Genomic DNA, 13,208 nt, shown 5'->3' on the forward strand with positions numbered 1-13,208 from the left:
ATGAATACATTGAAGAAATTAATCCTAATTACCTTCGTCGGGTTATTGGCTGGGTGTGATAACCAACTCTTACTCAGTCATCTTAGCCAACGCCAGAGCAATGAAGTCCTAGCCATCTTACAAGAGCATGGCGTTGAAGCTTCACGTAAACAAGATAATAAACAAGGGGATTCTATAAAGGTATCGCCGCGTGACTTTGTGATCGCCGTAGATTTATTACGTCAATATAACTTACCGTCTAAAGACCCTGTGGAGATCATTCAGGCTTTCCCGGGAGACTCGCTGGTTGCTTCACCACAGGCGGAACGCACTCGACTGCTCTCCTTGATTGAACAACGCTTAGAGCAATCTCTATTAACGATCCCTGATGTTGTTAATGCGAGGGTGCATGTCAGTTACCCTCTGAATGGTAATACCCCGACTAAGCAGACGCAAAAAGTGTCTAGTTTAGTGACCTACTCTGGTAATGAAGACCCGAAATTGATGATGAATAAAATCAAACTATTCCTAACCAGTAGCTTTGCAGAAACCAATTATGACAATGTTTCTGTGGTGATTGTCAGCCGCCCACCTTTACAGCATCAAATTCGCACTGAACCTGAATCAATATTTAATCCTATTTGGGTTGCCATACTGACGCTCGGGGGAGCCGCTGTTCTTGGCCTAGCCATATTCCTTTGGCACCGCCAGCAATCATTGAAAAATAGAGATGATCAAGACAAGGCCGCTATAGAGGCAAAAATCGATGACACTATTGCATAATATTCATCCACTTCTGCAAGCAGATATCTTCTTAGCGCCGGGGAGTTATTTCCATTTAGAATACAGTGATGTTGATTATCATCGATTACCTGCAACGTTAAAAAAACTGCATAACCAGCAGTTGATCCAACAGTATCTTTTGCCTTGGCCTGATAGCACAACGGCACGGCTACCTCGTATTTTGTCGATGGAGTGGAATCAACTCCCAAAAGTCGCTCTCGGATTAGGGGCTATTTTACATTCAGGCGCGCTGCCTTGGTGGGGAGAGTTGGCGGCTTTTTCCGACTTACGCCACAAATACAGTGACCCACTCTGGCAGTGCACTGATAGAGAAAGCCCGACTCCCCAACATTTACTTGCGCTTGGGGCTGAACAACTTTTCGCCTATATCACTCCCTTCGGGCGTGCCTATACCGAGAGGTTAAAATATATGTTCAGCAATCAAACGTTAGCGCTAATCCCTTCATCGTTTAACGCGATGCTACCTTGGAATATCATTGAAGAAACTTGCCGTTATGTCAGAAAAAATACAGCCTGATATCCAACAAACCGCATGTGAAAAAGTATTGATTAAACATCATGCTACTCGTGCGTTTCGCTATGTGAAACAGATTGAACAACAAGCTCAACAGCAAGCCACAGAGCGTTATCAACAAGCTCAGCAACAGGTGGAACATATTCACAAAATTGCCTATCAGCAAGGCTACTCTGATGGCTTAAAACAGCTCCTGTCTAAATTAATTGAAAGCATTGAGATCAGCGAAAAGTGCTATCAACAAGCCGTGAATCAAAGCCAAGAAACGTTATTGCAGCAACTTTCTGCGCTTTTTCATGATCCACACTTACAAGAAATCATTGCTAAATACCTCATTCAGCAACAAGAGCGACGCCCCATCACACTGTATTTACCTGATAGGTTACAAAACATGCTTAACCATATCGAGGCGGGTCTAAAAATCTTACCCAGTGTAGAGGGGAATATTGCTTTAGAAATAGGTAATGAAGTCATTCATTTTTCCCCGACGATTGCCGCCGAGCAGACTTTGCCTCAAATATTATCCGTCTCAGCCCGCTGCCAAATTTTAGCAGAGAGAAAATCAGCCTATCAGCATATCATGGCTTTGATCGAACAAGGAGATTGTAATGATATCCCCACTAACGCTTAATAGACTCAACGTAGGAATGAATGAAAAAATATCAACAGGTTCGAATCGCCCCAATATTACAACCAAAGTGAGTGATGCGTGGCACACAAAATCTACCACCGTCAAACCGACAGCATCTCAAGAGCGCTATATTGTATTAACTGATGCTGAACATACCGAGATCAATCAATTATTAAGTCAATTAAAAATTGATGACACAAATAACGAAGCGCGCAGAGCCAATTTTTTGGTCTTGTATAAAAAACTCGCCAACTCAACGAATGAAGCAAAAGAGCGGTTTATTACTGGAGCAATGCAACGACTAAAAACTCCCGACGCATTTGCTGATCAAGAACAACTCAAAGCAACATTTGAAAAAACCTTATATCGAGTTAATGCAACTAACCTGATGACTCAGCCATTTATCAACCAGATGAATGATAGTATCAGTAGTATTAGTCTAGAGGGTGACCAAGATGATGAGTTCAAATTTTATTAATCAATTAAGTACATTATAGCACACTTAAAGCGTCACTCCTTTTAATATCCCCACCTTCTCATAGACTTAATATATTATTTTTATGTTAAGTCTTAACCCAAAACATTCCATAGAAAAATATAAAAAATCAATATAAAAAATTGATATATATAGCGCGTCGTAAAGTTATAAATTAAGTCATCCTAAAAAAACAGAGAGTTTTTATTAAAAATCGTCTTTTTTTTATAAATATCTTATAGTGTGTCGTTTTTTTATATTGTGGCACGACGTATTGAACGTTAGGATATGGAAGAATAACTTGTCGATGAAATTATATTTACGGAAAATAATATGAATAATACTGAACAAATTGAACAAGAACCTCTTATTATTTTATCTGAACATGTTGTTTATGACCCACTTAAGCGAACCCTGTCTCGGGGGAAGAAAACGATTAATCTTTCAGAGAATGAATCATGCTTATTGAAATTATTACTGAATAAAACCAGCAGTAAACGAGAAATTATGTATGAGATCTGGGAAAAACGTGGAACAATTGTGACTGAAAGTAGTTATTACAAATTAGTCAGACAATTACGCCTCTCTTTCAAAAAAATGGAGCTTGATGAAAACCTAATTATGACGCTGCCTAGAGTCGGCATCCTCTATACGGGCACTAAATCGGAGGCTAGCCATGCGCTATTCAACCACCAAAAGAAAGGGGTTTATTCATATATTCAATGTTTCTTTCAAAAAGTATTTAATCGCACTATCTTATAAAGATAAAGAGTATCAATATGAAGATTATGAATTATAAACAAAGATTAAAAACATCAATATTTTTATTTATTCTCGCTTTTTTTCTATCTGGTTGTGTGAAAAAACCGCATAACCTTAGTAATAAAGAAAACGCAATGAATTTACAAGGTAATATTTATTCCAAAAATATTGATATACCAAATGAATCGATTATTACTCTGTCATTTTCACCATTACAACAAAATGATAATGAAAATACTAAAAATGATAACTTTCAGTTTAAAACTAAAGAGGCTGGACGCACTATTGCATTTAGTGTTGCACTCCCTCCAGACATAATTATTAGAAAAAACAACTTAGGTATTAGTGCAAGGGTAGAAAAGAATAATGAGCTAATTATGATGACCGAGCAAATTAGCCCATTCCCTAAAAATAATACTGATAAAATTTCACTGACCGTTGTCGCGAACCAATAAATCATCTGTCATTTTTTATTTCCCCCCAGGGACGATGTTATTCTCTGGTGCGGGTTTTATAAACATTAATAAGGTTAATACTATGATAACAACCATTAATGTAATGGCGAAGCCATCAATGAATGAGCCAACATGAGCTTCTCTACTGATAAGAGACAAACTCATATTCACGCTATCCATTGTGGGTAATTTCTGCTCCCCAGTCTGAATAAAAGCTCTTTTTGTCTCAAAGTGTTCATCAAAAGAGATTCGTAAATAAGTGTTCATTAATGCGCCTGCTATTGCAGGCATCAATACGCGCGCAATAGAAATGTAGGCGCCTAAATTTAATGCATCTTGCGGCTTAATATTGACCACAAAAGAAGCAATTAAGCCAATGAGCACCAAGCACTCCCCAAAAGACTGCATGATCATTAATGGAATAAATTCATCAACTCGCCACTGATAATCAACCTGCATTCCCAATAGACTCGCGCCACCAATAATAGACACACCGATGATCATTAATAACCGCGAGTCCACTCGTCTAGCTAACCAAATTGCGATCGGGCTAAACAATAGGTATGAAATAAAAGCAATATTCGTCACTTCGCCTATCTGATGAGGTTTTAATCCCCCAATTGTGATTAAAAATGAGGGAATAAACAGCGAATTTGCTAGCATCAAAAAGCCGTATAAACAGGAAACGACAAAACAAAGAAATAAATTTCTATTCATTAACCAACTGGGGTGAGCAAAAGTCTGCTTAAAAGAGAATGCACGAATAATAAAAATAGCAAAAAGAGCCACACTCGCGATTAAGCAAGCGGTGATCAAGCCTGAATCATACCAACCCAACATTTCACCTTGCACAACACCAATATACAGTAGAACCAAACTGACACTTTTCAGCGCCATGCCTCCCCAATCTGTTTGGGCCAAAAAATCATGGTTAATTCCGACTAATGGCATTCCCTTCCATGCAAAGATAAATATTAAACAGGCAAAACAAGCACAGACCCAATACATCCATTGCCAGCCAAAAATTTCAATAAAAGATCCTGAAATTCCGACCCCCGCATCCATCCCCAAAGAGACGCGCAAACTATACGCGGCCATAACGATTAACCAGACATTCTGTTGTAGGTTTCGTAAAGCCAATGAAATTGTCATCGGTAAATACACACCTAAACAAAAACCAATAACAAAATGGATCAAGACTAATGCAGTAAATAGATCCCCACCTTCCCCTATTAATGGAAAAGAGAGAAAGCTCACCAACAATACGGCACTGGTACTCATTAATATTTTTTCGGCACCCAGCACGACCATAAACCAAGGCGTCAATGTCATGCTGATTAATTGCGCAGCGTTTAAAGAGACATTAATCCATGTGCCTTCTTGTACATCTAACCCAAAAATGCCTCGAATATCCGCCAGTGATAAAGAGAACATGCGTACAAATAACGTCGACAATATCGCGCCGATAAAGACGGATATCACAACAAAAAGTGGATTCGTTTCTTTGCTATTTTGCAATATTGCTAATCTCATCTCAGTCTCCTTGTGACTGCGTACTCTGAGTATCAATATTCACAATGACCGACATACCCGGACGCAACTTATCTATCGCCGATTGCTCTGATAATAAACTGATATAAACAGGGATCCTTTGGACAACCTTCGTAAAATTTCCGCTGCTATTATCTGCGGGAATTAAAGCGGACTCTCCGCTACTTTGTGCTCCAATATCACGCACTACGCCCCTAAATTTCATATCAGGAAAAGCATCCACTGAAATGGCTACAGACTGCCCCGACTGGACATTTTTTAATTGGGTTTCTTTTAAATGAGCAATGACATAAGGCTGTGAACGCGGTGTGACGGTGACAATTTCGGTGCCTGGCGTTACCAAACTTCCTACATTCAGCTTAATTTTATTTAATTGCCCATCAAAAGGTGCAGTAATCGTCGCATACGAAATTTGCGTATTTGCTTGTTGATAATTGGCCAAGGCAATATCACGCTCTGCAAGACGAATATTCTCTTGTTGAGCTAAGAGTAATTTCGATTGTTTTGCTTGCTCCCATTCGGCTTTTGCGGCTTGTTCCAGTTTTATTAACCGCTGTAAATCTGAGTTCGCATCAAGGTAATTTTGAGAAGTGATCGCCCCACTTTTAATTAATTCTTTACGCAGTAAAGGACTACGCTGCATTTGAGAAACCTCAATACCTGCTGCTTTATAACGGTTCCATAATTTTTCAATGGTCAGGTCATACTCTTTAATTTCATCCGCAAGATTATTGAGTTGCTGCTGTGCTTTTTTATAGTTAGCTTTAGCAATCTGTTGATTTAACAACTCCTCTTGGTTGTTAATTTCTGCAATCACGTCTCCCTCACGGACATATTGATAATCCTCCACCAAAATACGTGAGATATACCCCGTCATTCTTGATTTCAGTATTGCAGAGTCCGATTTAATGTAGGCATTATTCGATTCTTGATAGCGTCGATTACTTTGCCACCGATCCCAATTGAGGGTCGTCATAGCAACTAATACGCCGACACACAACAGACTAACCCAAGGTGTTAATCCAATGATTTTTCTTGAAAATTGTTTAGTCTCATTTGTCGTCATTCTATGGACCTCTATACTTACACCGATTGGCAACGCAATAAATAACACCCGCAATCTAACATTGTTAGGTTGGATAAATATGTTAAACTAACATTGTTAGGGAATAAAGAGCTAAATGAGAATTATTTATGAAAACTCCAAAAATCACACGGTTACAAATACTTGAGACCGCGCTTCAACTTTTAGAAACAGAAGGTATTGATGGATTAACGATGCGCAAGCTTGCGGACGCACTGAATATCAAAGCCGCTTCACTTTATTGGCATTTCAGCAATAAGTTATCGTTGGTCGAAGGCATGGCAGATCACATTGTTGCGGAGGTTGCACTCAATGAGTGCGATAGTGATGATTGGAAATCTAATTTACTGAAGATCACAACTCAGTTGCGAAAAGCGCTCTTACAACACAGAGATGGCGCCCGTGTTTTCGCTGGGACCTATGCAATTTCAGATAATGTATTACGAATTAATAACGCATTAATCAAAACATTCGTACAGTCAGGAATGTCCGCCGACAAAGCAGCAAGCTGCACCATGACCGTGTTCTATTTTATTTTAGGGTGCTGTATTGAGCAGCAAGCGGCTCTCTTTTCTAACGGCAGTGATCTACAAGAAAAATTAAATGAATTCAATAAATTATCGAATGATAAGTACCCATATACATGGGAAGCTAAAGCAACATTGTTTTCTGATAACTATGACCAACGCTTTATAGACGGGCTAAACCTCATCATTGGTGGCTTAGGAACATCGAAATAATTCCCAAAAAATTCATAAAATGCCAAAAGCAGGCGGCGGTATTACAAAATACCAGCCGCTAAAAAATATCGATATAACTTAAAATCAAATCACAAAAAACCTGCCAAACCAGTATAGCAAGTTGATAATTTATCTATTTTGATTATTTAAAATACGTTATGTTACTTACTGGTATGTTAGGCGCCAATGAGTTGCTTAGCTGCACCTCAAATTATTTCGCATATAATAACTAATTTAGGTAACAAGCTAAATTAAAGGCATAGTTTGCACTATCATTGTGCTTTATACTGCAGTCTGTAATGAAATAATTGAATGGGCGGTAATGGCGATGAATGGAACAATCACAACGTGGTTTGAAGATAAAGGTTTTGGGTTTATCAAAGATGAAAACGGCGATAACCGCTATTTTCATGTGATTAAGGTCGCCAACCCTGATCTGATTAAGAAAAATGCAGCAGTCACCTTTGAGCCAACAACAAATAATAAAGGGTTATCGGCTTACGCGGTTAAAGTGATACCTGAAAGCAAGTATATTTATATTGCTGGTGAACGTATTAAGCTGACATCCATCAAGTCTTATGTGGTTTACAGTGAAGAAGTACCTGCTGATACAGGAATTAATAAAGAAAATGCTGTATTATCTGTAGGCGCTTTAATGAATAATATTAGGCCAAAATCAGACATTAAAGCGGGTGATATGCGCTCATTAAAAAAATTGGCGATCACCACGTTACATGGCACAACGCTGATCTTCTCAGAAGATGAAATAGATATTGATGAAACGGTAAAATTGATCAAATGACCGGTTTTTGATGCTGTTTTTATACTGAATAAGGCGGTAAGGTATGTTGGAATTTTTAAAAAATTACGATAACTTAACAATTAGCGAAAAAAAAGTATTAAAATATCTTACCGATAATATTACTGATATCCCTTATTTAAATATTAATGAATTAGTGGCTAAAACCTTTGTCTCAAAAACGGTGATCATTAACTTATCGCAAAAATTAGGGTTTAGTGGTTTTAAAGAGCTTAAATTTCAAATTAATAATTATATTCTCAGCAAAAATAAAACAGAAAAAATAAACCCGTCATCCTACAAAAAACAACTAGAAAGAAACATTAATAAAAGCTTTACATTGATAAATGAGGAGCAAATTGCTAATTGTGCCAAAACATTACGTCATTCTAGGAATATTTTTATTGTTGCTAGGGGAACGAGTAAAGCAGTAGGTTTTTATCTTGAACATATGCTGTTTGCACTGGGGCTACATTGCTTTTTTATTAATGATTACAACCTATCGGATTCATTCACACGCTTAGTGACCAAGGACGATACCGTGATTTTTATTTCTCTGTCTGGGGGAACAAAAAAAATCATTGAAACAGCGAAAATTGTCCAGTTAAAAGAGGCAAATATCATTAGTATGACAGCATTTCATACCAATGAGCTTACCAGCTATGCAGACAATACTCTATTTTGTTTTTCAGATAGTTATGACACTAAGATCGATGATACCAAGTCCAGAACTGGCTTTTTTATTTTAGTTGATTTATTGATCAATGAATTGGAGTATTTGCTTTAAAATAATCTGTACTCGTCATATTTCAAACTGCAATGCTTCTCGTTAAAGTATGGTGACTACGTTGATTTGTTACTTATCTATATCTCGAATCACTAAAGTATAAATAAAGTTAAATTAAAATTTTTTCATCTAAAGAAATGCCTATGTATTGTTTATTATATCCACTTAACTTAAATAATTTTAACCATTATTTAATGTGAGCAACAATATTATTCCTACATTATTTAGAATAATTTCCTCTCATATTGGAAAAAATAAAATGACCTAGGTCATAATTAATGACCTAAGATAATATTTAAAACCGAAACATCATTTATTTTACTCGATCTCCAGTGCTAGTATCCCTTTTATACTCGTCATACTTCTAGTTGCAGCGTTTTCTAAGCGCATAACGATTTTTTGGCTTGTCGCTTAGCTGCACCTCGAATTATTTAGAATATATTTTATATTCGAAGTCATAAGGAAAAAAATATGGCCAAAAAAAAGTTCGGTGAATCAATTCAACGTTTTGGGAGAACCTTACTTCTTCCAATCGGTGTTTTGGCACCCATTGGTATGATTTTGGGTATCAGCGGTGCTTTAGTTCAATCCTATATGATAGCTCGGTTTCCTTTTCTGGGGAATGAAACCGTTAATGCGTTATTAGTCAGTATCCGTTCAATTGCAGGTGTTATTTTTGACAATATCCCGCTCCTTTTCGCAATGGGGGTGGCTTATGGCATGAGCTTAAAAGATAAAGGCATTGCTGTTTTTGCCTCTGTCGTTGGCTACCTAACATTAATCATAACCATTAATGTCTGGCTAGTACTGACAGGTAAGCTTGCGGATCCTGCCGTTATGACTCAGGTTGGGCAAATTAAGGTGTTAGGCATACAAACCATGAATATTAGCGCCGCGGGCGGGATAATCACTGGGTTAATTGCTGCTTGGGCCACCGATAAATTCTATAACCTTGAGTTACCGACTGCATTTGCCTTCTTCTCAGGTAAAAAATCAGTATCGATTATTATGATTGGTTTAATGATCGCAGTGGGTGCAGTCTTACCTTTTATTTGGGAAATTTTGGTTCTTGGCTTGATGAAATTATCAGCCGTAATCCTCAGCCCAGTCGGCCCATTCTTTACGGCAGGTGGTGAACGACTCTTTATTCCATTTGGCTTACACCATGTTTGGAACGTTTTATTTAGATTTACAGAAGCAGGCGGCTCTTACGTTATTGATGGGCAAACTTTTGTCGGTGTTGTTCCTGCAATGACGGAAGTGTTATTCAAACAAGGACCAAACAGTGAATACTGGGCAATGATGCCAAGCCTGACACGTTTTATGGCTCAACAGCAGATGTTAGTGACCTTGTTCTTATTCCCTGCTATTGCCTTAGCCATCTATAAAACATCCAAAAAAGAGAATCGTGCTGAAGTTAAATCAATGTTAGTTACCATGGTATTAACCGCCATATTAGGTAACGTGACTGAACCGTTAGAATTTACCTTCGTCTTTATCGCACCTCTTTTATATTTAGTTTATGCAATCATTGTTGGGATTGGTGCAGTTCTACTCTCTTTAGCGGGTGTTGCAATCGGCTATATCCGGGGAACAATATTTGACTTCACTATCTTTGGCTTGCTGTATGAACATACGAACTGGATCTTCTTAGTGATTATCGGAAGCTGTTTAGCTGTTGTCACTTACTTTATCTTCTACTGGGCAATCATCAAATTTGATATCAAAACACCGGGCAGAGAAGAATCAAGTAATTTGAAAAATACCTTAATTAAAGAAAAGCGTTATGGCGAGGTTGCAGAAATACTGATCAATGCATTAGGTGGAAAACAAAACATTCGTAATGTTGATAACTGTATTACCCGTATGCGTATTGACGTCGCAGAAGTGAATCAAATTGATAAAGATTTAATGTTGGAGTCTGGTTGTACTGCATTCTTCTTCCCATCGGCAAACCATGTCCATGTTGTCTATGGTCCAAAAGTTGAGTTTGTTCGTAATGCTGTTGATGAAGCAATGAAGAAATAAAGAAGGGATACAAAATGAGAGCGTTATACGATTCTAAAAGTAAAACTATTGATGACCGTGGAATAAAAGACCTGTTATCGAATGAAGCCAAATATTCAACTTGGTTAATGTTTGAATCAATGCTAGCTCAGGCTCAAGCCGAACTTGGTTTTATTCCTCAATCGGCAGCGGATGAAATTAAAGAAAAAGCGGTTATCGAGAATATTGATTTCGAAGAAATGAACCGTATTTATCAAAAAATCGGTCATGGCTTTGTACCTTTTTTAAAAGTACTGGTGAATGCTTGTTCCGAAGAGAGCGGTAAATATATTCATTATGGAATTACCACACAGAATATACAACAAAGTTCACAGCTGTATATGATGAAGACGGTACATCATAAGTTTATGCTGCTGCTCGGCGAGATCATTGAAAACTTATCTAATTTAGCATTGAAAACCAAATCGATGGTCATGCCGGGAAGGACCCATGGTCGCCATGCGATCCCGATTACCTATGGGTATAAGGTTTCTGTCTGGATCAGTGACTTCATTGACTGTTATCAGCGTATGCAAGAGTGTGAAAAGCGTGTATTTACTATCATGATGGGCGGCGCTGTTGGGGCATTTAACTCCATGCCAGGTGTAGGTTTAGAGGTACAAAAAAGAGTTGCCGAATTAGTGGGCATGGAAGCGATGGAAGTACCATCAAGAAACCTGAGTACCCATAAATTAGAATATATGGCTAACTTAGCGTTGATGGCTAACATCTGTCATAAAATTGGTGAAGAAGTCTATAGCACAACATTGGAAGAAATCGCTGAGGTTTCGGAAGGGTTTACTAAAGGCACCGTGGGTAGCAGTACCATGCCACATAAAATTAACCCTAAATTAGCCAAAGGGATCATTGCTAACTCACAGAAATTATATTCCTTGCCAAGTGTGGGTATGTACTCTGCTGTGAGACCATATGAAGGGGATAGCAGTTCATACATGTTGTTTGATGGCTTGATTGAAGAAGCATTAGAGCTTACTACGGAGATCTTGTTGAGAACTGAAGAGCTGTCTAGAACGATTGTGCCTCATGAAGAAAGAATGCTACATAACGTCCTCAGAAATAAAGGATTAGATAATACTGAATACGTTATGATGAAGATGGCTGAAAAATTGGGTAAAGATAAAGCTCACTCACTACTCTATGAGGAAGCGATTAAAACCGCTGCTGATGGTGAGGATTTTTATACTAACTTAACTAAGAATGAGATCATTTCCGCGGCATTTAGCAATGATGAAATCAAAGAAATGTTAGACCCTCGAGCTTATATTGGTTTGTCTGTTGAAATTGCCGAGAAAGAAGCAAAACGTGGATTTGCTACTGCGCAAAAGATTCAACAACATTATAAATAAACCATAATGTTAATAATAAATAATATATTAAATATTATTTAAATTTCTAATAGATATGGCCGTCTTTATATTTATAGATAAAGATGGCCAATCATCACTTAAAATTCACACTGGCTATATTATTCAAACGCTTGTCCATGTAGCATACCACCACACATTTCCCTGCACCCATCCATATATGTCCACTTCCCTTAAAATAAGACAGCGATAATTAGAGTTTCTGCCCTAAAATTGCAGAGGTCATGATGAAAAAAGCTCGTTTTACTGAAACTCAAATCGTTAATATTTTAAAACTCGCTGATTCAGGTATGAAAGTCGAAGATATCTGTAGCCAAATGGGTTTCATATTTCACGCGAGACTGTAATTTAAATTGTGTATTTGCCTGCTTTTGATAGGTTAAATCCAACAACAAAGCAGGCATATTATGGATGAGAAAAAATGAAAAGCCCTTGCTGCAGAATTTGCAAAAGGCATTAAAACCGAAGCTGACCTCAATCAGTTCACTCGTATGTTAACCAAATTAACCGTTGAAACGGCGTTAAACGCTGAGTTGATTGAGCGTTTGGGACATGCAAAAAATAGCGCCAAAACAGGCTCTAACACACGCAATGGCTATTCATCTAAAACATTACTCACCGATGATGGTGAGTTTGAATTGAACACGCCACGCGACCGTGAAAGCAGCTTTGAGCCTCAGTTGATTACGAAAAACCAAACTCGCATTACTCAGATGGATAGCCAAATTTTATCCCTCTACGCGAAAGGGATGACTCCCCGTGAAATCGTGGCTACGTTCAAGGAAATGTACGATGCGGATGTTTCTCCGACCCTAATTTCAAAAGTCACCGATGCCGTTAAAGAGCAAGTCCAAGAATGGCAAAACCGACCACTAGAATCGCTGTATTCCATTGTTTATCTTGACTGCATTGTTATCAGAGTGCGTCACGATGGCCGCGTTATCAATAAGTCTGTTTTTCTTGCATTAGCCATTAATACTGAAGGGCATAAAAAACTTTTGGGCATGTGGATGGCGGAAAATGAGGGGGCTAAATTTGGGTTATCGGTGCTTACTGAACTTAAAAATCGCGGTGTTCAAGATATCCTGATTGCCTGTGTAGACGGTTTAAAAAGGCTTCCCAGAGGGGATAAATAGCGTTTATCCTCAAACACAAATTCAGCTCTGCATCATTCACATGGTGCGCAACAGCTTTAA

General features: G+C 38.1%; 13 protein-coding genes and 2 pseudogenes. 13 read left to right on the forward strand and 2 right to left on the reverse strand.

Going from position 1 to position 13,208, the window contains the following annotated elements; genetic code table 11:
- The 6 genes from sctJ to PR675_RS15180 all read left to right on the forward strand — a co-directional run bounded on the left by sctJ (position 1) and on the right by PR675_RS15180 (position 3,620).
- On the forward strand, positions 1 to 762 hold the full coding sequence (gene sctJ, locus PR675_RS15155; RefSeq protein ID WP_004926218.1) for a type III secretion system inner membrane ring lipoprotein SctJ: 762 nt from the start codon (positions 1 to 3) through the stop codon (positions 760 to 762).
- Positions 746 to 1,300 carry a hypothetical protein gene (locus PR675_RS15160; RefSeq protein ID WP_004926214.1) on the forward strand — a complete coding sequence of 185 codons (555 nt, stop codon included), beginning with the start codon at positions 746 to 748 and terminating at the stop codon, positions 1,298 to 1,300. The genes sctJ and PR675_RS15160 overlap by 17 nt, the downstream gene beginning before the upstream one ends.
- Positions 1,278 to 1,928 (forward strand): hypothetical protein, encoded by a 651-nt coding sequence (locus tag PR675_RS15165; protein ID WP_060561521.1) that lies wholly within the window; start codon positions 1,278 to 1,280, stop codon positions 1,926 to 1,928. Before PR675_RS15160 ends, PR675_RS15165 begins: the two co-directional genes overlap by 23 nt.
- The gene (locus tag PR675_RS15170; RefSeq protein WP_004926210.1) at positions 1,906 to 2,406 is read left to right on the forward strand and encodes a hypothetical protein; all 501 of its coding nucleotides are present in this window, start codon (positions 1,906 to 1,908) and stop codon (positions 2,404 to 2,406) included. Before PR675_RS15165 ends, PR675_RS15170 begins: the two co-directional genes overlap by 23 nt.
- Positions 2,407 to 2,736: 330 nt before the next feature.
- Positions 2,737 to 3,165 (forward strand): winged helix-turn-helix domain-containing protein, encoded by a 429-nt coding sequence (locus tag PR675_RS15175; protein ID WP_004926207.1) that lies wholly within the window; start codon positions 2,737 to 2,739, stop codon positions 3,163 to 3,165.
- A gap of 17 nt (positions 3,166 to 3,182) precedes the next feature.
- On the forward strand, positions 3,183 to 3,620 hold the full coding sequence (locus tag PR675_RS15180; protein WP_060561520.1) for a YbaY family lipoprotein: 438 nt from the start codon (positions 3,183 to 3,185) through the stop codon (positions 3,618 to 3,620).
- A 15-nt stretch (positions 3,621 to 3,635) separates the two neighbouring features.
- Here the strand turns inward: PR675_RS15180 and PR675_RS15185 are convergent, their stop codons facing one another.
- Both PR675_RS15185 and PR675_RS15190 read right to left on the reverse strand, forming a co-directional pair.
- Entirely contained in the window at positions 3,636 to 5,153 is a 1,518-nt protein-coding gene (locus PR675_RS15185; protein WP_004926203.1) for an MFS transporter, read from the reverse strand.
- 1 nt (position 5,154) lies between these two features.
- Positions 5,155 to 6,237, reverse strand: coding sequence for an HlyD family secretion protein (locus PR675_RS15190; RefSeq protein ID WP_060561519.1), 1,083 nt, complete (start codon positions 6,235 to 6,237; stop codon positions 5,155 to 5,157).
- Positions 6,238 to 6,365: 128 nt separating this feature from the next.
- Here PR675_RS15190 and PR675_RS15195 point away from each other — a divergent pair, with 128 nt between their 5' ends.
- The 7 genes and pseudogenes from PR675_RS15195 to PR675_RS15225 all read left to right on the forward strand — a co-directional run.
- Positions 6,366 to 6,995, forward strand: a complete 630-nt coding sequence (locus PR675_RS15195) for a TetR/AcrR family transcriptional regulator C-terminal domain-containing protein (RefSeq protein WP_014657105.1) — start codon at positions 6,366 to 6,368, stop codon at positions 6,993 to 6,995.
- A 322-nt stretch (positions 6,996 to 7,317) separates the two neighbouring features.
- Positions 7,318 to 7,797 (forward strand): cold-shock protein, encoded by a 480-nt coding sequence (locus tag PR675_RS15200; RefSeq protein ID WP_014657106.1) that lies wholly within the window; start codon positions 7,318 to 7,320, stop codon positions 7,795 to 7,797.
- 43 nt (positions 7,798 to 7,840) lie between these two features.
- Entirely contained in the window at positions 7,841 to 8,581 is a 741-nt protein-coding gene (locus PR675_RS15205) for a MurR/RpiR family transcriptional regulator (protein WP_004926190.1), read from the forward strand.
- 471 nt (positions 8,582 to 9,052) lie between these two features.
- Positions 9,053 to 10,609, forward strand: a complete 1,557-nt coding sequence (locus PR675_RS15210; RefSeq protein ID WP_004926187.1) for a PTS transporter subunit EIIC — start codon at positions 9,053 to 9,055, stop codon at positions 10,607 to 10,609.
- A 14-nt stretch (positions 10,610 to 10,623) separates the two neighbouring features.
- Positions 10,624 to 11,994 (forward strand): class-II fumarase/aspartase family protein, encoded by a 1,371-nt coding sequence (locus PR675_RS15215; protein WP_004926185.1) that lies wholly within the window; start codon positions 10,624 to 10,626, stop codon positions 11,992 to 11,994.
- A 245-nt stretch (positions 11,995 to 12,239) separates the two neighbouring features.
- Positions 12,240 to 12,335 (forward strand): annotated as a pseudogene (locus PR675_RS15220) (transposase); the annotation flags it as partial.
- Positions 12,336 to 12,467: 132 nt separating this feature from the next.
- Positions 12,468 to 13,208 (forward strand): annotated as a pseudogene (locus tag PR675_RS15225) (IS256 family transposase); the annotation flags it as partial.

It is taken from the genome of Providencia sp. PROV261 (assembly GCF_028477945.1).
In the GTDB taxonomy this organism is placed as follows: Bacteria; Pseudomonadota; Gammaproteobacteria; order Enterobacterales; family Enterobacteriaceae; genus Providencia; species Providencia stuartii.

Bases quoted from the DNA above. Each gene is read 5' to 3' on its own strand.
- PR675_RS15165 (WP_060561521.1), top strand. From the start codon at position 1,278: ATGTCAGAAAAAATACAGCCTGATATCCAACAAACCGCATGTGAAAAA.
- PR675_RS15190 (WP_060561519.1), bottom strand. From the start codon at position 6,237: ATGACGACAAATGAGACTAAACAATTTTCAAGAAAAATCATTGGATTA.
- PR675_RS15200 (WP_014657106.1), top strand. From the start codon at position 7,318: ATGGCGATGAATGGAACAATCACAACGTGGTTTGAAGATAAAGGTTTT.
- PR675_RS15175 (WP_004926207.1), top strand. From the start codon at position 2,737: ATGAATAATACTGAACAAATTGAACAAGAACCTCTTATTATTTTATCT.
- sctJ (WP_004926218.1), top strand. From the start codon at position 1: ATGAATACATTGAAGAAATTAATCCTAATTACCTTCGTCGGGTTATTG.
- PR675_RS15210 (WP_004926187.1), top strand. From the start codon at position 9,053: ATGGCCAAAAAAAAGTTCGGTGAATCAATTCAACGTTTTGGGAGAACC.
- PR675_RS15215 (WP_004926185.1), top strand. From the start codon at position 10,624: ATGAGAGCGTTATACGATTCTAAAAGTAAAACTATTGATGACCGTGGA.
- PR675_RS15195 (WP_014657105.1), top strand. From the start codon at position 6,366: ATGAAAACTCCAAAAATCACACGGTTACAAATACTTGAGACCGCGCTT.
- PR675_RS15185 (WP_004926203.1), bottom strand. From the start codon at position 5,153: ATGAGATTAGCAATATTGCAAAATAGCAAAGAAACGAATCCACTTTTT.
- PR675_RS15205 (WP_004926190.1), top strand. From the start codon at position 7,841: ATGTTGGAATTTTTAAAAAATTACGATAACTTAACAATTAGCGAAAAA.
- PR675_RS15160 (WP_004926214.1), top strand. From the start codon at position 746: ATGACACTATTGCATAATATTCATCCACTTCTGCAAGCAGATATCTTC.
- PR675_RS15170 (WP_004926210.1), top strand. From the start codon at position 1,906: ATGATATCCCCACTAACGCTTAATAGACTCAACGTAGGAATGAATGAA.
- PR675_RS15180 (WP_060561520.1), top strand. From the start codon at position 3,183: ATGAAGATTATGAATTATAAACAAAGATTAAAAACATCAATATTTTTA.